The 25,211-nt window shown below is 62.3% G+C and carries 19 protein-coding genes; 8 read left to right on the top strand and 11 right to left on the bottom strand.

The window, feature by feature from the left end; translation table 11 throughout:
- Window positions 1–21: 21 nt before the first annotated feature.
- Complete coding sequence (locus BM70_RS0106700) at window positions 22–288, top strand: DUF1652 domain-containing protein (protein ID WP_025855284.1); 267 nt, start codon at window positions 22–24, stop codon at window positions 286–288.
- 9 nt (window positions 289–297) lie between these two features.
- On the opposite strand, the gene BM70_RS0106695 is transcribed toward BM70_RS0106700, so the two are convergent.
- The 10 genes from BM70_RS0106695 to BM70_RS0106650 form a co-directional block, all read right to left on the bottom strand.
- Window positions 298–567, bottom strand: a complete 270-nt coding sequence (locus BM70_RS0106695; RefSeq protein ID WP_025855283.1) for a DUF2790 domain-containing protein — start codon at window positions 565–567, stop codon at window positions 298–300.
- Window positions 568–654: 87 nt separating this feature from the next.
- Window positions 655–1,593: a carbohydrate kinase gene (locus BM70_RS0106690; protein ID WP_025855282.1), complete on the bottom strand. Its 939-nt coding sequence runs from the start codon at window positions 1,591–1,593 to the stop codon at window positions 655–657.
- A 12-nt stretch (window positions 1,594–1,605) separates the two neighbouring features.
- Window positions 1,606–3,087: a xylulokinase gene (xylB, locus tag BM70_RS0106685; protein ID WP_025855281.1), complete on the bottom strand. Its 1,482-nt coding sequence runs from the start codon at window positions 3,085–3,087 to the stop codon at window positions 1,606–1,608.
- A gap of 134 nt (window positions 3,088–3,221) precedes the next feature.
- Window positions 3,222–4,703, bottom strand: coding sequence for a mannitol dehydrogenase family protein (locus BM70_RS0106680; protein WP_025855280.1), 1,482 nt, complete (start codon window positions 4,701–4,703; stop codon window positions 3,222–3,224).
- 16 nt (window positions 4,704–4,719) lie between these two features.
- Window positions 4,720–5,823, bottom strand: a complete 1,104-nt coding sequence (locus BM70_RS0106675; protein WP_025855279.1) for an ABC transporter ATP-binding protein — start codon at window positions 5,821–5,823, stop codon at window positions 4,720–4,722.
- 39 nt (window positions 5,824–5,862) lie between these two features.
- On the bottom strand, window positions 5,863–6,693 hold the full coding sequence (locus BM70_RS0106670; RefSeq protein ID WP_003173672.1) for a carbohydrate ABC transporter permease: 831 nt from the start codon (window positions 6,691–6,693) through the stop codon (window positions 5,863–5,865).
- A gap of 10 nt (window positions 6,694–6,703) precedes the next feature.
- The gene (locus BM70_RS0106665) at window positions 6,704–7,594 is read right to left on the bottom strand and encodes a carbohydrate ABC transporter permease (RefSeq protein WP_025855278.1); all 891 of its coding nucleotides are present in this window, start codon (window positions 7,592–7,594) and stop codon (window positions 6,704–6,706) included.
- A gap of 176 nt (window positions 7,595–7,770) precedes the next feature.
- Entirely contained in the window at window positions 7,771–9,054 is a 1,284-nt protein-coding gene (locus BM70_RS0106660; protein ID WP_371262114.1) for a sugar ABC transporter substrate-binding protein, read from the bottom strand.
- Between the two features lie 266 nt (window positions 9,055–9,320).
- Window positions 9,321–10,226 carry an AraC family transcriptional regulator gene (locus tag BM70_RS0106655; RefSeq protein ID WP_025855276.1) on the bottom strand — a complete coding sequence of 302 codons (906 nt, stop codon included), beginning with the start codon at window positions 10,224–10,226 and terminating at the stop codon, window positions 9,321–9,323.
- Window positions 10,227–10,298: 72 nt separating this feature from the next.
- Window positions 10,299–11,588, bottom strand: coding sequence for a glycosyltransferase (locus BM70_RS0106650; protein ID WP_025855275.1), 1,290 nt, complete (start codon window positions 11,586–11,588; stop codon window positions 10,299–10,301).
- 158 nt (window positions 11,589–11,746) lie between these two features.
- Here BM70_RS0106650 and tpx point away from each other — a divergent pair, with 158 nt between their 5' ends.
- The 7 genes from tpx to BM70_RS0106615 all read left to right on the top strand — a co-directional run bounded on the left by tpx (window position 11,747) and on the right by BM70_RS0106615 (window position 24,736).
- The gene (gene tpx / locus BM70_RS0106645; RefSeq protein WP_025855274.1) at window positions 11,747–12,247 is read left to right on the top strand and encodes a thiol peroxidase; all 501 of its coding nucleotides are present in this window, start codon (window positions 11,747–11,749) and stop codon (window positions 12,245–12,247) included.
- Window positions 12,248–12,478: 231 nt separating this feature from the next.
- Window positions 12,479–13,783, top strand: a complete 1,305-nt coding sequence (locus tag BM70_RS0106640; protein ID WP_025855273.1) for an MdtA/MuxA family multidrug efflux RND transporter periplasmic adaptor subunit — start codon at window positions 12,479–12,481, stop codon at window positions 13,781–13,783.
- On the top strand, window positions 13,780–16,881 hold the full coding sequence (locus tag BM70_RS0106635; RefSeq protein ID WP_025855272.1) for an MdtB/MuxB family multidrug efflux RND transporter permease subunit: 3,102 nt from the start codon (window positions 13,780–13,782) through the stop codon (window positions 16,879–16,881). The genes BM70_RS0106640 and BM70_RS0106635 overlap by 4 nt, the downstream gene beginning before the upstream one ends.
- Window positions 16,878–19,985 carry an efflux RND transporter permease subunit gene (locus BM70_RS0106630; RefSeq protein WP_025855271.1) on the top strand — a complete coding sequence of 1,036 codons (3,108 nt, stop codon included), beginning with the start codon at window positions 16,878–16,880 and terminating at the stop codon, window positions 19,983–19,985. The genes BM70_RS0106635 and BM70_RS0106630 overlap by 4 nt, the downstream gene beginning before the upstream one ends.
- Window positions 19,986–20,023: 38 nt before the next feature.
- Window positions 20,024–21,562 (top strand): efflux transporter outer membrane subunit, encoded by a 1,539-nt coding sequence (locus BM70_RS0106625; RefSeq protein WP_025855270.1) that lies wholly within the window; start codon window positions 20,024–20,026, stop codon window positions 21,560–21,562.
- A gap of 276 nt (window positions 21,563–21,838) precedes the next feature.
- Window positions 21,839–23,935 (top strand): bifunctional diguanylate cyclase/phosphodiesterase, encoded by a 2,097-nt coding sequence (locus BM70_RS0106620; protein WP_025855269.1) that lies wholly within the window; start codon window positions 21,839–21,841, stop codon window positions 23,933–23,935.
- A gap of 54 nt (window positions 23,936–23,989) precedes the next feature.
- Window positions 23,990–24,736, top strand: coding sequence for an SDR family oxidoreductase (locus tag BM70_RS0106615; protein ID WP_025855268.1), 747 nt, complete (start codon window positions 23,990–23,992; stop codon window positions 24,734–24,736).
- 12 nt (window positions 24,737–24,748) lie between these two features.
- On the opposite strand, the gene BM70_RS0106610 is transcribed toward BM70_RS0106615, so the two are convergent.
- Complete coding sequence (locus tag BM70_RS0106610; protein WP_025855267.1) at window positions 24,749–25,069, bottom strand: hypothetical protein; 321 nt, start codon at window positions 25,067–25,069, stop codon at window positions 24,749–24,751.
- Window positions 25,070–25,211 lie beyond the last annotated feature (142 nt).

Below are 25,211 nucleotides of genomic sequence, written 5' to 3'. Positions count from 1 at the left end.
TCAGAAAAGGAGAGGTTGACCATGCTTTCGGAATTAGAACTTCGCAGCATTATTGAAGGAAGTTTCCTGCCCAAACGGTGCGAATGCACCAAAGCCGAAGATGCTTCGCTGACGATCAAGGTCTACGACGACCGTGACCGCGACCGGGTGGATTTGGAAGTCAAAGGTATCAACGCGGACAAACTCGACAGCAGTCGAGCCATTTGCAACCTGATCACCGGGTTGCGCGAAGACCTCAAGCACACCCATGCACCCGCCCTGCAACGAGCGGGAGGGCGCGTATATTAGTGGGCGCGTTCAATTCTGGAAGTCGCAGGCTTCGGACATTTTCCGATAGCTCACGTCTTCCACTTTGCCCGCCTTGTCCAGAAACTTGATGTCCGCCTTGATGACTTTGCATTCGTCGGTCTGGGTTTCGTTCATGGCCAGGACCTTGTCGATGTTCATCGGCAGGCCATAGTGGTAAGGCACGGGTTTGACAGCGGCTGTTTGATCGTCGGCCTGTGCCAGGCCAGACGCAGCCGCCAGTGCAAGGGTGGCACCGAGCATCAATGTGCGCAGTTTCATGGTGGTTCTCCGCAAAAAGTGAGTACAACTTCACTCTCGGCTTGCGGGATTAACCATCGATTAATTTTTTCCTGGCTGACAAAACCTTCATCCAAGCTGCTGGCGATACGGCAAGTCCGGTCCGGTCTTGCCGCAGGTCAATGCGGCGGCGCGAATGGCGAAGCCCAGCATGGCGTCGATCTGCGCACGCGTGAGCTGTTGCAGGCCTTCGACTGAATCCAGTCGCTGCTCGGTCAGCCAGGCAATCAACGCGGCCTGGAAGGTATCGCCGGCCCCCACCGTATCGGCCATCACCACCTTGACCGCCGGCGCAGACCAGTGGCCATGCTGGCGGCTGAACACACTGGCACCGTCGCCGCCACGGGTCAGGAAGACCAGTTGGCAACGGTGTCGCAGCCAGCCCTGCAGTACGCTTTCCGGGGACTGATCGGGGTAGAGCAGGTGCAGGTCCTCGTCGCTGACCTTGATCAGGTCGGCATGCTTGACCAGCTCCGCCACGCGGTCGCGCCACAGCTGGATATCCGGCTGTGGGTTGAGGCGCACGTTGGGGTCGAGGCTGATCAGGCGTTTGCCGCTTTCGCGCTTGACCAGGCTCAGCAGGGTGTCGCCGATCGGCTGCACCACCAGGGAAAACGAGCCGATATGCAGGCCGCGAATGTCAGCCCCCAGCGCGGGCAGGTGGGCGACTTCCAGCAGGCGGTCGGCGCAGCCTTCGCCGCGAAAGTTGTACTGCGGTGAGCCATCGGCACCCACGGCGACCATCGCCAGGGTGGTCGGCGCAGCGAATTCCACCAGGAACTGCTCGCTCACCCCTTCATCCTTGAGCACCTGCAACAAGCGGCGACCGAGGAAGTCGGTGGACAGCCCACCGAACAACCCGGCCTCGATGCCCAGGCGACGCAACCCCACCGCGACGTTGAACGGCGAACCGCCGGCAATCGCCTTGTAGTTGACCTTGGAAGCCTGCCCGCTGGCATCTTCCTCGCTGAAAAAATCAAACAGCGCTTCACCACACACCAGATACATAGTCGTTCGCTCTTAAAGGGTTGCCACGTGCTGTTGATAGCGCTCGTAAGCCTGTTGATAGGCGCTGACGCTGGCCGCCACCGGCAGCGTACGGCTGGCCAGGTCGACGCTCACGCATTTGTCGCACAGGCTGGCCAGGGGTTCGCTGGACTGGCTCCAGGCCGCCTGGATCGCCGCGCCCAGGGCCGCGGCTTCGCTTTGTTCGGTGCAGATCACTTCGGTGTTCATGATATCGGCAACCATCTGCCGCCAGACCGGGCTTTTCGAACCGCCGCCGATCAGGCGGATGCTCTGGCTCTGCAGGCCGGTCTGGCGTAGCAGGTCGAGGCCGTAGCGCAGGCCGAAGGTGGTGCCCTCGACCACCGCGCGACACAGGTTGGCGCGGGTCAGGTTGGTCATGGTCAGGCCGTGCAGGCTGCCGGTGGCGTGGGGCAGGGCGGGCACGCGCTCGCCGTTGAGGAACGGCAGCATGCTCACGCCGTCGGCCCCGATAGAGGCCTGTTCGACCAGGGCGTTGAATGCGGCCAGGTCGAGGTCGAACAGCTCACGGATCACGCCGGTGGCGTTGGTCAGGTTCATGGTGCAGATCAATGGCAGCCAGCCGCCGCTGGACGAGCAGAAGGTTGCGACCGAGGCCTGCGGGCTGACGTTAGGCTGGTCGGCAAACGCATACACGGTGCCCGACGAGCCCAGGCTCATGGTGATCACGCCGGGTGCAATGTTGCCGGTGCCGATAGCGCCCATCATGTTGTCGCCGCCGCCGCTGGAGACGATGGCATTGGGGTTGATACCCAGGCGTTCGGCGATGGCGGGCAGGATCGTGCCGACTGCCTGATCGGCCTCGATCAATGGCGGCAAGGCCCGTTCCAGGCAACCGCTGGGGTCGATGTGCTCGAGCAGTGCCACATCCCACTCACGGCTGCGCACGTTGAAGTAGCCAGTGCCGGACGCATCGCCATACTCGGCGACGGCGCGACCGGTGAGCCAGTAGTTCAGGTAGTCGTGGGGCAGCAGGATATGCGCGATGCGCGCGAAGATGTCCGGGTGCTGCTCGCGGGTCCAGAGTAATTTGGACACGGTGTAGCCGGGCGCAATGGCGACGCCCAGGCGCTCCAGCGAGCCATTCTCGCCGCCCAGGTACGCCAGCAGGCGGTCGTTCTCCGGCGCGGTTTCGGTGTCGCACCACAGCTTGGCCGGGCGCAGCACCTGGCCCTGGTCATCGAGCAACACCAGGCCGTGCTGTTGGCCGGACACACCGATGCCAAGGATGTCCTGGCCATCCACGCCGGCTTGTTGCAGGGCGCGGTGGGTGGCTTCGGTAAAGGCATCCAGCCATTCCTGGGTATGCTGTTCGCGGCGGCCGTTGGCGCCGCTGATCAGGGTGTGCGCGGCAGAGCCAAGGCCGAGAACCTTGCCGCTGGACGCGTCAAGGACGATGGCCTTGGTGCCTTGGGTGCCGCAGTCGATGCCGAGAAACAGGTTTTGCTGGGTCATGAGGGTTTGCTCAGCATTATTGTTGGATTGAAATGCGGTCATTGTGGGAGCTGGCTTGCCTGCGATGGCAGTCTGTCAGTCACCTCATGGCTGCCTGATCGACCGCTATCGCAGGCAAGCCAGCTCCCACATGGTCAAGCTGGTTTCTTCAGGATATCTTGCAGGGTTTTTGTGACGCCCTTGTCGCGCAGACTCACATAGCACCGCTCGAACGCTGCCACAAACTCAGGCGAGTTGGGAATAGCCGTCCCAAAAATCTCTTCCACTCCCAGCAGGCGTTGGCTGATCAATGCCTCATCACTCACCAGCCCCTGGCAAAACTCCGCACGCGGGTCGGGGATCTTGTAGCTCACGCCATTTTCGTCCACACCCTTGAGGTACAGCGCCCAGGCCGCCACGACCAGCGCCGCGCGCTCAGTCTCGCGCCCATCGGCAGTCAGGCGATTGATGGTGGGCACGGTGAACTTGGGAAACTTCGACGAGCCATCCGAGCACACCCGCTCCAGCTGGTCGGCAATCGCCTGGTTGGAGAAGCGGTCCACCAGCGTCTGCTTGTACTCGGTCAGGTCGATGCCCGGCACGGGGGCCAGGTTCGGCGTGACGTCCAGGTCCATGTAGGCGCGCATGTAGGCCACGAACACCGGGTCATTCATGGTCTCGTGCACAAACCGATAACCCTTGAGAAACCCCAGGTAGGTCAGCGCCAGGTGGCTGCCATTGAGCAGGCCGATCTTCATTTCTTCATAAGGCGTGACGTCATCGGTGAACTGCACGCCGACCTTTTCCCAGGCCGGGCGACCGTTGACGAATTTGTCTTCCAGCACCCACTGCACAAACGGTTCGCAGACCACCGGCCAGGCGTCGTCGATGCCGTGATCGTCGTGCAGTTGCAGGCGGTGGGCGGTGCTGGTCATGGGTGTGATGCGGTCGACCATGGCATTCGGGAAGCTCACGCTGGCCTTGATCCAGTCATGCAGCTCGGCATTGTGCAGGGCGGCGAAGGCGAGCAGGGCCTTGCGCGTCACGGCGCCGTTGTGCGGCAGGTTATCGCAGGACATCACGGTAAATGCGGGCGTGCCAGCAGCGCGGCGCTTGGTCAGCGCGGCGCAGATAAAGCCGAACACGGTTTTCGGTGCGCTTGGGTGTGCCAGGTCGTGCTGGATCTGCGGCAGGTGGGCCATGAACTCGCCGTTGCTGTCGTCGATGCAGTAGCCGCCTTCGGTGATGGTCAGCGAGACGATACGAATCGCCGGGCTGGCCAATTTGTCGATCAGCGCCTGGGCGCCGTCTTCGGCCAGCAACATGTCACTGATCGAGCCGATCACGCGCACTTCGGTGTCGTCGGTGTCGCCCAGCTCATACAGGGTGAACAGGTAGTCTTGGCCGGCCAGGTCGTCGCGGGCCTTGCGGTCCTCCGCCCGCAGGCCGACGCCGCAGATGCTCCAGTCCAGGCCTTCGCCGGTATTCATCAAGGCATCGGTGTAATACGCCTGGTGCGCGCGATGGAAACCGCCGACGCCGATATGGGCGATGCCCTGCGTGGTGCTGGCAATGGCGTAGGCCGGCAGTTTCACTTCCGGTGCCAACTGGGTGAGGTTCTGTTTATTCAGTTTCATCACAACTCTCGCGAAATCAGGCGGCGGCGCGCAGTGGGCGGGCCACGGCTACACCGTCGGTGTCGAACAGATGGCAGTGCGCCGGGTCCAGGTGCAGGTGCAGCGTCTCGCCGTACTGGCTGGCCATGTCGCCGCGGATCCGCATGGTCAACGGCTCGCCGTTGGCGGTCACGACGTGGCAGAAGGTGTCGCTGCCCAAGCGCTCGCCGACGTCGGCGGTGACGGTCAGGGTGGTCTGGCCGGGGGCGGCGATTTCCAGGTGTTCCGGGCGAATGCCAAGCGTGACCGCGCTGCCGACGCTCAGGGTGGCGCCGCTCAAGGGCAGGCTGATGGTGGTGCCGGCGTCCAGTTGCACTTCGCAGCCCTGGCTCTCGACACGGGTGACCTTGCCCTTGAGGAAGCCCATCTTCGGCGTACCCAGGAAGCCCGCCACAAACAGGTTGGCCGGCTGGTGATACAGCTCCAGCGGCGAGCCGACCTGTTCGATACGGCCGCTGTTGAGCACCACGACTTTGTCGGCCAGGGTCATGGCTTCGACCTGGTCGTGGGTCACGTAGATCATGGTGGCTTGCAGCTCTTTATGCAGGCGCGCCAGTTCCAGGCGCATCTGCACGCGCAGGGCGGCGTCGAGGTTGGACAGCGGTTCGTCGAACAGGAAGATCTTCGGGTTGCGCACAATCGCACGGCCGATGGCCACACGCTGGCGCTGGCCACCGGACAGCTGCTTGGGCTTGCGCTCCAGCAACGGGCCCAGCTCGAGGATGCGCGCCGCTTCGCTGACCTTGCTTTCTACCAGCTTCTTGTCGACACCGGCGAGGTCCAGGGCAAACGACATGTTCTTGCGCACGCTCATGTGCGGGTACAGCGCGTAGGTCTGGAACACCATCGCCAGGTCACGCTTGGCCGGAGTCACTTCGGTGATGTCGCGGCCGTCGAGTTCGATGGTGCCCTCGGTGACCTCTTCCAGGCCGGCGATCAGGCGCAGCAGGGTGGATTTACCGCAGCCCGACGGGCCGACGAACACCACGAATTCCTTGTCATTCACTTCCAGGTCGATGCCTTTGATGATCGAGAAGCCTTCGAAGCCTTTTTGCAGATTCTTGATTTTCAGGTTGGCCATGGGATGGGCCTCCGCGTTGAATTTTTTATTAAAAGGCCGTTATTTCACGGCGCCGAAGGACAAACCGCGCACCAGCTGTTTCTGGCTGATCCAGCCAAAGATCAGGATCGGCGCGCAGGCCAGGGTCGACACGGCAGACAATTTGGCCCAGAACAACCCTTCGGGGCTGGAATAGGAGGCGATCAACGCGGTCAACGGCGCAGCGGCGGACGAGGTCAGGTTCAGCGACCAGAACGCCTCGTTCCAGCACAGGATCAGCGACAGCAACACCGTGGAGGCCAGGCCGCCCTTGGCAATCGGCAGCAGCACCCGGACCATCTCCTGCCACAGAGTGGCGCCATCCAGGCGGGCGGCTTCGAGGATGTCCTTGGGGATGTCCTTGAAGTAGGTGTAAACCATCCAGACCACAATCGGCAGGTTGATCAGGGTGTAGATGATGATCAGCGCGATGCGCGTATCCAGCAGGCCAAAGCTCTTGGCCAGCAGGTAGATCGGCATCAGCACGCCCACCGGTGGCAGCATCTTGGTGGACAGCATCCACAGCAGTGTGCCCTTGGTGCGCTGGGTTTCGTAGAACGCCATGGAGTAGGCGGCTGGCACCGAGATCAGCAGGCACAGGGCGGTGGCGCTGAACGAAATCAGCACCGAGTTCCACGCATAACTGAAGTAGTTGCTGCGTTCGTTGATGTGCAGGTAGTTCTCCAGCGTCGGCGTGAAGATGAACTGCGGCGGCGTGGCGAACGCGTCGATTTCGGTCTTGAAGCTGGTCAGCACCATCCAGAAGATCGGGAAGAAAATCAGGATCGCGATGGCCCAGGCCAATGTGCCGAGCAACAGGCTTTGCAGGCGGCGGGATTGTTGAAGCGTCATGGCGCGGCCCTCAAGGCTTGTCAGTCAGGTTTTTGCCGATCATCCGCACCAGGATGATCGCCGCGATATTGGCGATGACCACGGCAATCAAGCCGCCGGCCGAGGCCATCCCCACGTCGAACTGCACCAGCGCCTGGTTGTAGATCAGGTAGGCGAGGTTGGTCGAGGCGTAGCCCGGGCCACCGTTGGTGGTGGTGAAGATTTCGGCGAACACCGAGAGCAGGAAGATCGTCTCGATCATCACCACCACGGCAATCGGACGGGCCAGGTGGGGCAGGGTCAAGTGCCAGAAGATCGCGATGGCACCGGCACCGTCCAGGCGTGCGGCTTCCTTTTGTTCCTGGTCGAGGGACTGCATGGCGGTCATCAACAGCAGGATCGCAAACGGCAGCCATTGCCAGGACACAATGATGATGATCGACAGCAACGGGTAGTGCGCCAGCCAGTCCACCGGCTCGGCGCCGAACAGCTTCCACACGGCGGCGAGGATCCCCGAGACCGGATGGAAAATCAGGTTCTTCCAGATCAGTGCCCCGACGGTGGGCATGATGAAGAACGGCGAGATCAACAACACCCGCACCACGCCGCGACCGAAGAACTCACTGGCTTCGAGCAGGGCGCTGATCAACACACCGAAGACCACGCTGATCAGCAGCACGCTGCCCACCAGCAACAGAGTATTGGTGGCGCCGGGCAGGAAGCCCGAGTCGGTGACGAAATACGTGAAGTTCTCCAGCCCCACGAATTGGTTTTCACCCGGGTAGAGCAGGTTGTAGCGGATCAGCGAGAAGTACAGGGTCATGCCCAGCGGCACGATCATCCACAGCAGCAGCAAGGCCACCGAGGGGCTGACGAGGAACCAGCCGGGGTTGGCCAGGCGGTTTTTGGCGGGTGTATTCATGGTGATCAGAACCAGTCAGATGCATACAGAATCTGCGTCGGAGCGCGACCTCTGTAGGAGCCGGCTTGCCGGCGATGGCATCACTTCGGTGCAACTGCTGGACCGAGTTGTCTGCATCGCTGGCAAGCCAGCTCCTACAAAAGCCGGGTTCCCACATTTATCGCGGTAAGGCTGGGTTACTTGGGATAACCCGCCCGCTTCATTTCACGCTCGGTGGTGGTCTGTGCGGCGGTCAATGCAGCATCCACCGTCTGCTGGCCGGTCAGCGCGCCCGAGAAGAACTTGCCGACCTGGGTACCAATGGCCTGGAATTCAGGAATGGTCACCAACTGGATGCCGATATACGGCACCGGCTTGAGCGTCGGTTTGGTCGGGTCCGCGACTTTCAGCGATTCGAGGGTCACTTTGGCGAACGGTGCCGCCTTCATGTAGTCGTCGCTGTAAGTGGATTTGCGCGTGCCTGGCGGTACGTTGGCAATGCCGTCGGTCTTGGCCACCAGCTCGCCATATTCCTTGGAGGTTGCCCAACTGGTGAACACCTTGGCGGCATCCTTGGCCTTGGAGCTGGTTGGAATGGCCAGGCTCCAGGAGTACAGCCACGACGTCCCTTTGTCGGTCTTCTCGTGGGGGGCAAAGGTAAAGCCGACATGGTCAGCCACTTTGCTCTGGGTCTTGTCGGTGACGAACGAGCCGGCGACGCTGGCATCTACCCAGATAGCGCACTTGCCGCTGTTGAACAGCGCCAGGTTTTCGTTGAAACCGTTGCTGGAGGCGCCCGGTGGGCCGGACTTCTTCATGTTGTCGACGTAGAAGTTCAGCGCGTCCTTCCATTCGGGGCCGTTGAATTCAGGTTGCCACTTCTCGTCGAACCAACGCGCACCGTAGCCGTTGGCCAGGGTGGTGATCAGCGCCATGTTCTCGCCCCAACCGGCTTTGCCGCGCAGGCACAGGCCGTACTGCTCTTTGGTCTTGTCGGTGAGTTTGGCCGCGAATTCGCCGATCTGGCTCCAGGTCGGATGCTCGGGCATGGTCAGCCCGGCGTCCTTGAACAGGTCGGTGCGGTAATAGGTGATCGAGCTTTCGGCGTAGAACGGCAGGGCGTACAGCGAACCCTTGACGGACAAACCGTCACGCACGGAAGGGAATACATCGTCGAGGTCGTAGGACGCCGGCAGGTCCTTCATCGGCTCCAGCCAGCCCTTGGCACCCCACAGTGCAGCTTCGTACATGCCGATGGTCAACACATCGAACTGCCCGCCCTGGGTGGCGATGTCGGTGGTGAGGCGCTGGCGCAGCACGTTTTCTTCGAGTACCACCCAGTTCAGCTTGATTTCCGGATGCTCGGTCTCGAAGGTTTTCGAGAGCTTTTGCATGCGGATCATGTCGCTGTTGTTGACGGTGGCAATGGTCAGGGTCTGCGCGCCAAAGCTGACGGCGCTGAGGGTCATGCAGGTGGTCATGCAGGTAGAGACAAGCAGTGCTTTTGCTGTGAACTTCATCGCGCACTCCATTTCCGCGCCCGGGGGGCTACAGAAGGACAGTTATTGTTGTTGTGTCTTCCCACAGGTGGTCAGGAAGAGTGTGCGTTGATTACAGCCTTCAAATAGGGTTATGACAAATCCTTGGGCGCACTTGGACTGATACTTTTTTGCACTCGTGTTGCAGATGGCTGAAACGATTCGCCCGATGTGCCCCCTGTAGGCGCCGGCAAGCCGGCTCCTACCGTTCAAGCCAGGTTCTGCTCGGTAAGCCGCTGCACCGCCAGGCGCCGGTAGTGGGAAGGCGTCATGCCTTTAAGCTGCTGGAAGCGCCGATTGAAGTTGGAAATATTGTTGAACCCCGACTCAAAGCACACATCCGTCACGGCCTTGTCGCCATCGGCCAGCAGTTCGCAGGATTTGCTGATGCGCAGGCGATTGACGAATTCGATAAACGTCCGCCCGGTGGCCTGCTTGAACACGCGGGAGAAGTACGTCGGCTTCATGCCCAGGTACTCCGCCACTTCTTCCAGCGACAGCTCCCGCGCGTAATGCGCAAAAATGTAGTCCACCGCGCGGTTGGTGCGGTCGATGCTGTGTTCATCGGCAAGTTGCGGCGTCGTCACGCCGGACAGCAGTTGGTAATCCTCACACGCGCTCAACACTTCCAGCAGGATAAAAAAGTGCCCCAGCCGCGCCATGCCCTGGGCGTCCTCGATGCGCTGCATCAACGTCATGGCCTGCGCGATGGTCTTTTTGCAGCGGAACTCGATGCCGTATTGCGCACGCTCCAGCAACGGCGCCAGGGTCTTGAGTTCGGCAAAGATGTGGCTGCCTTGCTCGAACAACTCATCGGTGAAGTTCACCAGCATGTCGCGCTTGGGCACCACCTCGTCTTCCTCCACCTGGCTGATCCAGTTGTGAGGCAGGTTGGGGCCGGTGAGGAACAGGCTTTCCGGGTAGAAGTTGCCGATATAGTCGCCGATGAACACCTTGCCGGAGCTGGCGACGATCAGGTGCAGCTCGTATTCCTTGTGGAAGTGCCAGCGCACCAGCGGGCAGGGGAAGCCGTGTTGGCGATAGATGATGGACAGACCGTTGTGATCGTCCATCAGCTCGTAGGAAGGGTCTGTGATTCGCGTTGCTCGGGTCATGCTGCCGTCGCTTTATTGTGGTTGCTGCGTAGGATAATGCCCCCTCACGCGCAACCTCGCCAGCGCCGCTGTCTAGGCGGTGCGGTTTTTCGCCTCGATCCACTGGGACATGTACTGCGTACTTTTATGCGCGTGGTGGCGCAGCATGCTGCCGGTGAAGTTGTCCCGGCGATGGGCCGCGAGGTGGCTGCGGCACTGCTCCAGGCACGCCACCAGCGCCGGGCCATGAATGTGCTGGGCATAGCGGCGGGCAAGCAGTTGGCGCCCGTCTTCCTGGGCCTGGGTCCAGCGCTCGCAGTCCTGGTAGAGCGCCACGGCAGCCGATGCCAGGGCCGGCGCGCTGTGTTCGATCATGCCAGGCCACGGCTGTTCATCACCCATGGCCTCGGCGCCGATGGGCGTGGTGATGTTCGGTGTGCCGCAAAGCATCGCATCTGCCAGCTTGCCCTTGATGCCGGCGCCGAAACGCAGGGGCGCCAGGCAGATACGTGCGGCGGTCATCACCTGCAAGGCATCTTCGGCCCAGTTCATCACATGAAAACCCTGCGCCGGGTTATGCAAGGCGGTGGCTTTGGGCGGGGTGTAGGCGCCATAGATGTGCAACTGCGCCCCCGGCAACTGTTGGCGGATCAGCGGCCACAGGCTGTTCTTCATCCAGAGCACCGCGTCCCAGTTGGGTGCGTGGCGGAAGTTGCCGATGCTGAGAAAGTGCGCACGGTCTTCAAACGGCGCGAAGGGCTCGGTCGGTGGTTCCAGCATCAGCGGGCACCAGTGGAGCAGGGCGGGCGGCACCTTGAAGTGCTCGGTGAGCAGGCGAATTTCCACGTCGGAGATCATCAGGCTGATGTCGCAGCGGTAAATCGCCGCGATTTCGCGCTTGGCCAGGTCGGTCTCGGCCATCAGGCGGAATTCCTCCTGCAACGCAGGCGAAAACAGGGCGCTGAAGTCATCGCCGTCGGGGTGCGCCTTCAGGTGGTCCTTGAAGCGCTGGTGACGTGCGTCACGCAGGCTTTGCAGGTCGGAGGTCTCCAGTACGCGCAGGGCGCCGGGGCAGCATTTCTCTACGCGCCAGCCGAACTGTTCCTCCATCATGAATCGGTCGAACAGCACGATATCCGGGGCCAGCGCGCGGATAAAATCATCGAAACTGCTGTTATTGAGCTCGATGGCGCATTCGGCGATGCCCAGCGCAGGCAAATCGGCCTTGTGTTCGCCGATGGTCGCGGGGCTGCTGAAGGTAATGTCCCAACCTTGTGTAAGAAAACTCTCAAGGATTTGCATCATGTGCCCGCCTGCGGCCGAGGAGCGGGGCTCCGGCCAGACATAACCAATGACCAGGACTTTGGTGGCAGGCTGATTCATCAACAACAGGTTCCTTGAAGGGCAGGGCGAAAGGCGCGCAATTAAACCATAACCGGCGACATGACAATTTATGCCTGGCGGTAGGTAGCCATCGCACTTTGTGGTTAACTTCCGCCTCTCGAATTCGTTTTATCAAACCCAGCATAAGGATTCCGTTCATGGCTCAAGTCACCCACCGTGGCAACCCCATCCAGGTTGAAGGCGAGCTGCCGCAAGTCGGCACCCAAGCCCCTGAGTTCACCCTGACCGCCGGCGACCTGTCGGACGCAACCCTGGCGACCTTCGCCGGCAAGCGCAAAGTGCTGAATATCTTCCCAAGCGTCGACACCCCGACTTGCGCCACCTCGGTACGCAAGTTCAACGCCCAGGCCAACGACCTGAACAACGCCGTCGTACTGTGCATCTCCACCGACCTGCCGTTCGCCCAGGCCCGTTTCTGCGGCGCCGAAGGCCTGGAAAACGTGAAGAACCTGTCTGACTTCCGCAGCGCGGCCTTTGCCGTCGACTACGGTGTGGCAATCGCTGAAGGCCCGCTGAAAGGCCTGACCGCCCGCGCCGTTGTCGTCCTGGACGAGAACGACAACGTGCTGCACAGCGAACTGGTTCCGGAAATCGGCCAGGAACCGAACTACGAAGCAGCCCTGGCTGTTTTGAAGTAACTGTTTCGGCGCATTACTGTCGTTTGGCAGTAACACGCGTGATGCATGATTGCGGCCTGGCCTAGTCCAGGCCGTTTTTATTTGTGCCTCAACTGCTTAGCGAAATAGCGGGCAGACTAAGATCAGAAGTTAAAAGTTGTAAGCCCAAGGTAAATAGCCGGTAAAGGCGCTTTTCTTAATGCGCCCCAGTGCTTATCTTTCAGCCTCCCAAAGAAGAAGCTCTCGCGCCCAATGGTTGATCAATCCATGCAATCCTCTCCCCGTAAGTCCCGCCGCTGGCTGTTCGGCCTGCTTGTGCTGCTGGTTATCGCCGGCCTGTGCTGGAAATTCTGGCCCGGCAGCCACAAGGAAGGCACCGAGCAGAAGCCCGCCGGGCATGCCGGCAAGTCGGGGATGATGCGTCCAGGCTTCGGTGGTTCCACCGGCCCGGTACCGGTGCGCGTGGCCCCGGCGGTACTGGGGGAATTCCCGGTGTACTACAAGGCGCTGGGGACGGTCACCGCGCTCAACACCATCAATGTGCGCAGCCGGGTGGGCGGCGAGCTGGTGAAGATCGCCTTTGAAGAAGGCCAGATGGTCAAGGCCGGCGACCTGCTCGCCGAGATCGACCCGCGCAGCTACCAGAACGCCTTGCTCCAGGCCCAGGGCACGCTGATGCAGAACCAGGCCCAGCTGAAAAACGCCCAGGTCGACGTCCAGCGTTATCGCGACCTGTACGCCCAGGACAGTATCGCCAAGCAGACCCTGGACACCGCCGAAGCGCTGGTTTTGCAGTACCAGGGCACGGTCAAGACCAATCAGGGCGCGGTGGATGATGCCAAGCTCAACCTCGAATTCACCAAGATCCGTGCGCCGATCAGTGGTCGTGTCGGCCTGCGCCAGGTGGACGTGGGCAACCTGGTGGCAGCCAACGACACCACGTTCCTCGCCGTGATCACCCAGACCCAGCCGATCAGCGTGGCCTTCACGCTGCCGGAGAACACCCTGGAAACCGTGCTCGCCCGCTACCACGCCGGCAACAAGCTGCCTGTGGAAGCCTGGGACCGTGGCGACGTGAAGCAACAGGCCACTGGCGTATTGCAGAGCCTGGACAACCAGATCGACGTCACTACTGGCACCCTGAAATTCAAGGCGCGTTTCGATAACAAGGACCAGGCGCTGTTCCCCAACCAGTTCGTCAATGTGCACCTGCTGGCCGACACCCTGCACAACGTAGTGCTGGCGCCGTCGGCGGCGATCCAGTTCGGCAACGCCGGCACCTTCGTCTACGTGCTTGATGGCGACAAGAAGGTCAAGGTGCAGCATCTGGTGGTCGGTGATACCGATGGCGACAACACCGTGATCAAAGAGGGCCTGAAGGCCGGTGATCGCGTGGTGCTCGAAGGCACCGACCGCCTCAAGGACGGCAGCGAGATCGAAGTAGTCAACGACAGCAGCGAAGTGCCGACCACCCCGACCGAACACCTGCAAGGCAAGCCTGCGGCTAAAGGGGAGACCGGCACCACCGCCGGCAAGGCGCAAAAGGTCGGTTCATGAACCTGTCGCGGCTGTTTATCCTTCGCCCGGTCGCCACCACGCTGAGCATGCTGGCCATAGTCCTGGCCGGCATCATCGCCTACCGCTTGTTGCCGGTGTCGGCTTTGCCCCAGGTGGACTACCCGACCATTCGGGTGATGACGCTGTACCCTGGCGCCAGCCCGGACGTGATGACCAGTGCGGTCACTGCGCCGCTGGAGCGCCAGTTCGGGCAAATGCCCGGCCTCACGCAGATGGCGTCCACCAGCTCCGGCGGTGCGTCGGTGCTGACCCTGCGATTCAACCTCGACATCAATATGGATGTCGCCGAGCAACAGGTGCAGGCCGCGATCAACGCCGCCACCAACCTGTTGCCCAAGGACCTGCCGGCGCCGCCGGTGTACAACAAGGTCAACCCGGCGGACACCCCGGTGCTGACCCTGGCAATCACCTCCAAGACCATGCTGCTGCCCAAGCTCAATGACCTGGTCGACACGCGCATGGCGCAGAAAATCGCGCAGATCAGTGGCGTTGGCATGGTCAGCATCGCGGGCGGCCAGCGTCAGGCCGTGCGCATCAAGGTCAACCCCGAGGCCCTGGCGGCCAACGGCCTGAACCTGTCGGACGTACGCACCCTGATCGCCGCGTCCAACGTCAACCAGCCCAAGGGCAACTTCGACGGCCCCACGCGGGTGTCGATGCTCGATGCCAACGACCAGTTGGTCTCGCCCCAGCAATACGCCGAGCTGATCCTGGCCTACAATAATGGCGCGCCGCTGCGCCTCAAGGACGTGGCACAGATCGTCGACGGTGCAGAAAACGAACGCCTTGCCGCCTGGGCCAATGAAAACCAGGCTGTGCTGCTGAACATCCAGCGTCAGCCGGGCGCCAACGTGATCGAAGTGGTAGACCGCATCAAGGCGCTGCTGCCGAGCATTACCGACAACCTGCCGGCCGGCCTCGACGTGACGGTGCTGACCGACCGCACCCAGACCATCCGCGCCTCGGTAAAAGACGTGCAGCACGAGTTGCTGATCGCCATTGCCCTGGTGGTGATGGTGACCTTCCTGTTCCTGCGCCGGGTCAGCGCCACGATTATTCCGTCCATCGCCGTGCCGCTGTCGCTGGTGGGTACCTTTGGCGTGATGTACCTGGCCGGTTTCTCCATCAACAACCTGACGCTCATGGCGCTGACCATTGCCACCGGGTTTGTGGTGGACGATGCCATCGTGATGCTGGAGAACATCTCCCGTTATATCGAGGAAGGCGAAACGCCGCTGGCCGCCGCGCTCAAGGGCGCCAAGCAGATCGGCTTCACCCTGATTTCCCTGACCCTGTCGCTGATCGCCGTACTGATCCCGCTGTTGTTCATGGCCGACGTGGTCGGGCGCCTGTTCCGCGAATTCGCCATCACCCTGGCGGTGGCGATCCTGATTTCCCTGGTGGTGTCCCTGACCCTCACGCCGATGATGTGCGCGCGCTTGCTCAAGCGTGAGCCCAAGGAGGAAGAGCAGGGCCGCTTCTACAAGGCCAGCGGCGCCTGGATCGATTGGTTGATCGCGCGTTACGGGAGCATGTTGCAGTGGGTGCTCAGGCACCAGCCGCTGACGTTGCTGGTGGCCATCGCCACCTTGGGGTTGACCGTATTTCTGTACCTGGTGGTGCCCAAGGGCTTCTTCCCGGTGCAGGACACTGGCGTGATCCAGGGCATTTCGGAAGCGCCGCAGTCGATTTCCTTTGCCGCCATGAGCCAGCGCCAGCAGGACCTGGCCAAGATCATCCTGGCCGACCCCGCCGTGGAAAGCCTGTCGTCCTATATTGGTGTGGACGGCGATAATGCCACCCTCAACAGCGGGCGCCTGCTGATCAACCTCAAGGCTCACGGCCAGCGCGACTTGAGCGCTGCCCAGGTGATCACCCGCCTGCAGCCGGAAATCGACAAGCTGGTGGGCATTCGCCTGTTCATGCAGCCGGTGCAGGACCTGACCATCGAAGACCGCGTCAGCCGCACCCAGTACCAGTTCAGCATGTCGTCGCCGGATGCAGAGCTGCTGGCGCTGTGGAGCGACAAGCTGGTCCACGCGCTGGGCCAGTTGCCCGAACTCACCGACGTCGCCAGCGACCTGCAGGACAAGGGCCTGCAGGTGTACCTGGTGATCGACCGCGATGCCGCCTCGCGCCTGGGCGTGAGCGTATCGACCATTACCGACGCGCTGTACGACGCCTTCGGCCAGCGGCAGATTTCCACCATCTACACCCAGGCCAGCCAGTACCGCGTGGTGTTGCAGGCCCAGTCCGGCGAAACCCTGGGGCCGGAAGCGCTGAACCAGATCCATGTGAAGACCACCGATGGCGGCCAGGTGCGCTTGTCCAGCCTGGCCCATGTGGAACAGCGCCAGGCCCAGTTGGCGATTGCGCACATCGGCCAGTTCCCGGCGGTGATGATGTCGTTCAACCTGGCCCCCGGCGTTGCGCTGGGCAAAGGCGTGGAACTGATCAACCAGGCGCAGAAAGACATCGGCATGCCGGTGGGCGTGCAGACCCAGTTCCAGGGCGCGGCCCAGGCGTTCGAAGCGTCGCTCTCGAGCACCTTGCTGCTGATCCTGGCGGCGGTGGTCACCATGTATATCGTGCTCGGCGTGCTCTACGAGAGCTATATCCACCCGATCACCATTCTCTCGACCTTGCCGTCGGCCGCGGTGGGGGCCTTGCTGGCCTTGCTGCTCAGTGGCAATGACCTGGGCATGATCGCGATCATCGGCATCATTCTGCTGATCGGTATCGTCAAGAAGAATGCGATCATGATGATCGACTTCGCCCTCGACGCCGAGCGCAACCAGGGCCTGGACCCGCAGACCGCCATCTACCAGGCGGCGCTGTTGCGGTTCCGGCCGATCCTGATGACCACCCTGGCGGCGCTGTTCGGCGCGGTGCCGTTGATGCTGGCCACCGGTTCCGGCGCGGAGTTGCGCCAACCGCTGGGCCTGGTGATGGTCGGCGGTCTGCTGGTGAGCCAGGTGTTGACGCTGTTCACCACGCCGGTGATCTACCTGTACTTCGATCGCCTTGGCCGCCGCTGGCGCAAAGAGCCGCAAAGCCTGGAGCCGGTTGAGTCATGAACCTGTCCGGACCTTTCATTCGCCGGCCGGTCGCGACCATGCTGCTGAGCCTGGCGATCCTGTTGCTGGGCGGTGTCAGCTTCAACCTGCTGCCGGTGTCGCCGCTGCCGCAGATCGATTTCCCGGTGATCGTGGTGTCGGCCAGCTTGCCCGGCGCCAGCCCCGAGGTGATGGCGTCTACCGTCGCCACGCCGCTGGAGCGCTCGTTCGGCGCGATTGCCGGCATTACCACCATGAGCAGTTCGTCGAGCCAGGGTTCCACCCGGGTGATCCTCGCATTCGATTCCGACCGCGATATCAACGGCGCGGCGCGGGAAGTGCAGGCCGCGATCAACGCCTCGCGCAACCTGCTGCCCAGCGGCATGCGCAGCATGCCCACCTACAAGAAGATCAACCCGTCCCAGGCGCCGATCATGGTGCTGTCGCTGACCTCGGACGTGCTGCAAAAGGGCCAGTTGTACGACCTGGCCTCGACCATCCTTTCGCAAAGCCTCTCGCAAGTGCCCGGTGTGGGCGAAGTGCAGATTGGCGGCAGCTCCCTGCCAGCGGTGCGCATCGAGCTGGAGCCCAAGGCCCTCGACCAGTACGGCGTGGCCCTCGACGATGTGCGCAACACCATCGCCAACGCCAACCAGCGCCGGCCCAAGGGCTCCCTGGAAGACAGCCAGCGCAACTGGCAGATCCAGGCCAACGACCAGTTGGAGAAAGCCAAGGACTACGAGCCGCTGCTGATTCGCTACCAGAATGGCGCAGCCTTGCGACTGGGTGATGTCGCCCGGATCAGCGACGGTGTGGAAGACCGCTACAACAGTGGCTTCTTCAACAATGATTCAGCGGTCTTGCTGGTGATCAACCGCCAGTCCGGCGCCAACATCATCGAGACCGTCCGGCAGATCAAGGCGCAATTGCCGGCGTTGCAGGCGGTGCTGCCGTCCAGCGTCAAGCTGAGCCTGGCCATGGACCGCTCGCCGGTGATCACCGCCACCTTGCACGAAGCCGAAATGACCCTGCTGATCGCCGTGGGGCTGGTGATCCTGGTGGTGTACCTGTTCCTGGGCAACTTCCGCGCCTCGCTGATCCCGACCCTGGCGGTGCCGGTGTCGCTGGTGGGCACTTTCGCGGTGATGTACCTGTACGGTTTCTCGTTGAACAATTTTTCGCTGATGGCGCTGATCCTCGCCACCGGCCTGGTGGTGGACGATGCCATCGTGGTGCTGGAGAACATTTCCCGGCACATCGACGACGGTGTGCCGCCGATGAAGGCCGCGTACCTGGGCGCCCAGGAGGTCGGCTTTACCTTGCTGTCGATGAACGTCTCGCTGGTGGCGGTGTTCCTGTCCATCCTGTTCATGGGCGGGATTGTCACCAACCTGTTCCGCGAGTTTTCCATCACCTTGTCGGCCGCGATCATTGTGTCGCTGATTGTCTCGCTCACCCTGACGCCGATGCTCTGCGCGCGCTGGCTCAAGCCCCATGTCAAAACCCGGATGACCGGTTTGCAGCGCTGGAGCCAGAAGATCAACGACCGCATGGTCGCCGGCTACGCCACCAGCCTGGACTGGGTGTTGCGCCATCGCCGCCTGACCCTGCTCAGCCTGTTGCTGACCATCGGCATGAACGTGGCGCTGTATGTGGTGGTGCCGAAAACCTTCATGCCGCAGCAGGACACCGGCCAGTTGATCGGTTTTGTGCGCGGCGACGACGGCCTGTCGTTCAGCGTGATGCAGCCGAAGATGGAGACCTTCCGCAAGGCGGTGCTCAAGGACCCGGCGGTGCTCAGCGTGGCCGGCTTCATCGGCGGCAACAACGGCACCAACAACGCGGTGATGCTGGTGCGCCTCAAACCGATTGCCGAGCGCAAGATTTCCGCCCAGGCAGTGATCGAGCGCCTGCGCAAGGACGTACCGCTGGTGCCCGGCGGGCGACTGTTCCTGATGGCCGACCAGGATCTGCAATTCGGCGGCAGCCGCGACCAGACCAGTGCGCAGTATTCCTACATCCTGCAAAGCGGCGACCTGGCGGCATTGCGCCTGTGGTATCCGAAGGTGGTGGCTGCGTTGCGTGAGCTGCCGGAACTCACCGCCATCGACGCCCGTGAAGGCCGGGGCGCGGCGCAGGTGACGCTGGTGGTCGACCGAGACCAGGCCAAGCGCCTGGGCATCGACATGGACATGGTCACGGCGGTGCTCAACAACGCCTACAGCCAGCGACAGATTTCTACCATCTACGACAGCCTCAACCAGTACCAGGTGGTGATGGAGGTCAACCCCAAATACGCCCAGGATCCGATCACCCTCAACCAGATGCAGGTAATCACCGCCGATGGCGCACGGGTGCCGTTGTCGACCATCGCTCATTACGAGAACAGCCTGGCCGATGATCGCGTCAGCCACGAAGGTCAGTTCGCTTCGGAAAACATCGCCTTCGACATGTCGCCCGGTGTCACGGTGGAGCAGGGCACGGCCGCTATCGAGCGGGCGATTGCCAAGGTTGGTTTGCCGGAGGACGTGATCGCCAAGATGGCCGGCACGGCCGACGCCTTCGCAGCCACGCAGAAGGGCCAGCCGTTCATGATCCTCGGCGCGCTGGTGGCGGTGTACCTGGTGCTCGGCATCTTGTACGAAAGCTACATTCACCCGCTGACGATCCTCTCGACCCTGCCGTCGGCGGGGGTCGGCGCCATGCTCGCGATCTACCTGACGGGGGGCGAATTCAGCCTGATCTCCTTGCTGGGCCTGTTCCTGTTGATCGGGGTGGTGAAGAAGAACGCGATCCTGATGATCGACCTGGCCTTGCAGCTGGAACGCAACGACCGCATGAGCCCGTTGGAGTCGATTCGCAGTGCCTGCCTGCTGCGTTTGCGGCCGATCCTGATGACCACCCTGGCGGCCATCCTCGGCGCGTTGCCCTTGCTGCTTGGCGCGGGCGATGGGGCGGAAATGCGTCGCCCCCTGGGCCTGACCATTATCGGCGGCCTGGTGTTCAGCCAGATCCTGACCCTTTACACCACCCCGGTGGTTTACCTTTATCTCGACCGCGCGCGCCATCGCTTCAACGCCTGGCGCGGCGTGCGGACCGATGCTGCCCTGGACACTGCGCTATGACCGATTCAATCAACGCCAACGAACCGCATCCGGTCGCCATGGCGGACCTCAACAACGCGCTTTGCTCTGTAGCACCCGGCTTGCCGGCGAAAAACGCCCAGGCACCGCGTACCGCCCGGCTGGGCGCGTTATCGTTGACGACCTTCGCGAGCAAGCTCGCGCCTACAGTGGGGTTGGCGTTGTTGCTCAGCGCCTGCGCCGTTGGCCCCGACTACCACCGGCCAGAGGTCATCGAACCGGCGCAATTCAAGGAGGCCCAGGGCTGGCGTCAGGCCACGCCAAGCGACTCTCTTGCCCGTGGCGCCTGGTGGGAATTGTACGGCGACCGTCAACTCAACGACCTGGTGACGCGCCTCAACAGCTCCAACCAGACCGTGGCCCAGGCCGAAGCGCGTTTTCGCCAGGCCCAGGCCCTCGTACGCAGTTCCCGCGGGGCGTTTTACCCCACCGTTGACCTCAGCGCCGGGAAAACCCGCGCCAGCCAGGGCACCGGCAGCAGCAACGCCAGCCTCAGCAGTTCCAGCAGCGGCATCCGCGACACCCTCAATGCGCAGTTGGGCGTGAGCTGGGAGGCGGATATCTGGGGCAAATTGCGCCGTGGCCTGGAAGCCAACGAGGCCAGCGCCGAAGCCAGCTCGGCGGACCTGGCGGCAATGCGCCTGAGCCAGCAGTCGGAGTTGGTGCAAAGCTACCTGCAATTGCGCGTCATGGATGAACAGACACGCTTGCTGCAAGCCACGCTGGAAACCTACCAGCGCTCCCTGCAAATGACCGAAAACCAATACCGTGCCGGTGTCTCCGGCAAGGACGCGGTGGCCCAGGCGCAAACCCAGCTGAAGACCACCCAGGCCAGCCTGATCGACCTGATCTGGCAGCGCGCCCAACTGGAAAACGCGATTGCGGTGTTGATCGGCGAGGCGCCGGCCAACTTCAACCTGGCGGTGAGCAAGGACATCCCGGCGTTGCCGCAGATTCCGGTGAGCCTGCCTTCGCAACTGCTGGAGCGCCGCCCGGACATCGCCTCCGCCGAACGCTCGGTGATCGCCGCCAACGCCAACATCGGCGTGGCCAAGGCCGCCTACTACCCGGACCTGAGCCTGAGCCTGGCCGGGGGGTATTCCAGCAGCACCTATGCCGACTGGATCAGCCTGCCGAACCGCTTCTGGTCGGTGGGGCCGAAGCTGGCCATGACCCTGTTCGATGGTGGCCAGCGCTCGTCGGAAGTCGACCGTACCGTGGCCTCCTACGACGAGACCGTCGCCAAGTACCGCCAGACCGTGCTGGATGGATTCCGCGAAGTGGAAAACTACATGGTGCAGCTCAAGGTGCTGGAGGACGAGGCGGTGGTCAGCAACGAAGCGCTGGAGGCGGCGCGTGAGTCGCTGCGCCTGACCCAGAACCAGTACAAGGCCGGCCTGATTGCCTACCTTGACGTGGTCACCGTGCAAGCCACTGCCCTGAGCAACGAGCGCACGGTGTTGACGTTGCTGCAGACACGCCTGGTGGCGAGCGTACAGCTGATCGCCGCACTGGGTGGTGGCTGGGACGGGCAGACCCCGATCGCCGAAAAGGACTGATGCCCAAGGCCGGCCACCTGGAGCCGGCTTGCCGGCGATGGCGTCAATTCGGTCGTTCGCAGGTACCGAAGCGCCTGTATCGCCGACAAGCCAGCGCCGACAGAAACGCCGTAACAGCCGCGCCCTCCACGACGTTTTTGAGCCAGTAGATTGGCGTCAAAATGCCAGTGATGGCCCTCTGATAATTAATCAACTGCTCAAGAATTATTCTCGCTACAATCGCCCGCTTTGCCACTTGGCACGGGCCTCTCGGGCCCGCTGCGCACGAGAAGTCCCATGCTTATCGGTAGTTATTCCCCCTCACTGGTCGTGATCTCGCTGTTCGTCGCGATCCTTGCGTCCTACACCGCCCTGGACCTGTCCGGACGCATCGCCACCGCCAAGGGGCGCGCTGTCTATTTATGGATAGCCGGCGGCGCCATGGCGATGGGGGTGGGAGTGTGGTCGATGCACTTCATCGGCATGCTGGCGCTGCGTTTGCCGTTTGCCCTGGGCTTCGACCTGGGGATCACGGCGCTGTCGCTGTTGATCGCAGTGCTGTCCAGTGGCTTTGCGTTGTGGCTGGTGAGTCAGCCGCGCCTGCCCGCGTGGCAGTTGGTGTTTGGTGCGCTGATCATGGGCGCGGGCATCGCCAGCATGCATTACACCGGCATGGCGGCGATGCGCATGACGCCGGGCATCGATTATGACCCGACCCTGTTTGGCGCCTCGTTGTTGATCGCGGTGGTGGCGTCCGGCGCGGCGCTGTGGATCGCGTTCAACCTGCGACGCAACACGCCTTACGTGCGCCTGGCGCGAGGTGGCGCGGCGGTGGTGATGGGGATTGCCATCGTCGGCATGCATTACACCGGCATGGCGGCGGCCCGTTTTGCCGATGACAGTTTTTGCGGTGCGGCACTCACCGGCTTGAGCGGCAAGGGCCTGGATAACCTGGTGCTGGTGACCACCCTGGCGGTGCTGGCCATTGCCTTGCTGACCTCGCTGCTCGATGCGCGCCTGGAAGCCCGCACGGCGGTGTTGGCCGACTCCCTGACCCAAGCCAACCAGGAGCTGACCCACCTCGCGCTGCACGACATGCTCACCGGGCTGCCCAATCGCACGTTGCTCGCCGACCGTATCCAGCAAGCCATGCAGGCAGTGAAAGAGCAGGGTGGCTGCTTCGCGTTGATGTTTATCGACCTGGACGGCTTCAAGCCTGTCAACGATGCATTTGGTCACCACATGGGTGACCAGTTATTGCGCGAAGTCGGCCTGCGCCTGCGCGAAGATTTGCGCAGCCACGACACCCTGGCGCGCATCGGCGGCGATGAGTTTGTATTGCTGGTGCAACTGACCCAGCCGGATGACGCCCTTGGCCTCGCCGAGCGCCAGGTCGTGCTGATCAACCGTGCCTTCCAGGTGGCCGAACATGAGTTGAAGATCTCCGCCAGCGTCGGTATCGCCATGTTCCCGGGTAATGGCCACAACCCCCAGGAACTGCTGATGAATGCCGACGCCGCGATGTACCACGCCAAAGGCATGGGCAAGAACGGCTACAGCTTCTTCGATGTGTCGATGAACACCAATGCGCGCAAGCAGTTGCAATTGTTGCAGGACCTGCGCAATGCCCTCGAACACGAGCAGTTCCGGTTGTATTACCAGCCCAAGTTCGACGCGGTCAGTGGTATTCCGGTCGGCGCCGAGGCGCTGTTGCGCTGGGAGCATCCACAGCAGGGGCTGTTGTTGCCGGTCAACTTTATCGAACTGGCGGAAAAGACCGGGCTGATCATTCCCATCGGCGAATGGGTGCTCAATGAAGCCTGCCGTCAAATGAGCCTGTGGTACGCCCAGGGCTACGAAGACTGGCGTATTGCCGTGAACCTGTCGGCGTTGCAGTTCTGCCACGCCGGCCTGGTCAAGAGCGTGGCCGTCGCCCTGGCACGCCACCAGTTGCCGGCCAACAGCCTGACCCTGGAAATCACCGAAACCACTGCCATGAGTGATGCCGACGCAAGCATGACGGTGTTGCAGCAGCTGTCGGACATGGGCGTGGATTTGTCCATCGACGATTTTGGCACTGGCTATTCCAGCCTGATGTACCTCAAGCGCCTGCCCGCCAACGAACTGAAGATCGACCGCGGCTTTGTGCGCGACCTGGAGCATGACAGCGACGACGCGGCGATCGTCTCGGCCATTGTCGCCCTCGGCCAGGCGCTGGGGCTGCGTATTGTCGCCGAAGGCGTGGAGACCGACGTGCAGCAGAACTTCCTGACGCGATTGGGGTGCAATTCCCTGCAGGGTTACCTGCTCGGCCACCCGTTGCCAGCGGAGGGGTTCATGGCAGACATCCAGCGCGCCGAAGACGCGGTAGCGCCTGACAAAAGCCGTGCGTGACGGGTATTCTTGGATCCAACCCTAAACATCAGGTTGAATCAGGAGACCGCACGCATGGACAAAGTCCTCATCATCACCGGGGGCAGTCGTGGGATTGGCGCCGAGACGGCATTGCTGGCCGCTCGCCAGGGCTATCGCATCTGCATCAACTACCAGTCCGACGAAGAGGCGGCCCATCGTGTGCTCGAACAGGTGCGCGCGCTGGGCGCCCAGGCCATTGCCGTGCGTGCGGACGTGAGCATCGAAGATGAAGTGATCACCCTGTTCAACCGTGTGGACGCCGAGCTGGGCCGTGTCACCGCACTGGTCAACAATGCCGGCACGGTGGGGCACAAATCCCGCGTTGACGAGATGTCCGAGTTCCGCATCCTGAAAGTCATCAAGACCAATGTGCTGGGGCCGATCCTGTGCGCCAAGCACGCGGTGCTGCGCATGTCGCCCAAGCATGGCGGGCAGGGCGGCAGCATCGTCAACGTGTCGTCGGTAGCAGCACGCCTGGGGTCGCCGGGTGAGTATGTCGACTACGCCGCTTCCAAAGGCGCGCTGGATACCTTCACCATTGGTTTGTCGAAAGAAGTCGCCGGCGAAGGCATTCGTGTCAACGCAGTGCGCCCTGGCTATATCTACACCGACTTCCATGCCTTGAGCGGCGACCCGGACCGCGTCAGCAAGCTCGAATCCGGTATCCCCATGGCCCGTGGCGGGCGCCCGGATGAAGTGGCGGAAGCGATTGTCTGGTTGCTGTCGGATAAAGCCTCGTATGCCACCGGGACGTTTCTCGATTTGGGCGGCGGTCGTTAAACGCCGTTACCGTCAGGCTTCCGAATTGTCCACGGGGCTGTAGCCATTGCGGGTGATGCCGTCGATCTGTCCGTTGCGGCTATGGCTACCGCTTAGAGGGCGGTCGTCGAGGTTATCGAGAAACCGTAATACCTTGCCCAGGTCATAGGTCGCATTGGCCCTGGCTTCCGGGGCCGGGTTGGCTTCGGTCCAGTCACCGACTTGCCTTTTAAGGTCGTTGAGCAAGTGGTAATTATCCCGGTTGTCCAGAAAGTGCTTGAGGACAGGGCTTTGCTCAATGATCCTGTCTGCCGAACGGTGGTCACCGGCAGGGCGTCCCATGGGGCTCGTCATCTCGCGTACCTGTTTTTGTTCGGCTGCACGCATGTAATGGGGGTGGGATTGGCAGTTGCACGGTATTTGAAGGGATGAGCATATTCATGGGAAGGCTCCAGATCGAAACAGGGGAAACACAAGACGCCTTGTGAGGCGTTTA

Source organism: Pseudomonas sp. CHM02, assembly GCF_000612585.1.
Classification (GTDB): Bacteria; Pseudomonadota; Gammaproteobacteria; order Pseudomonadales; family Pseudomonadaceae; genus Aquipseudomonas.
This window is presented reverse-complemented; position numbering and strand designations above follow the sequence as displayed.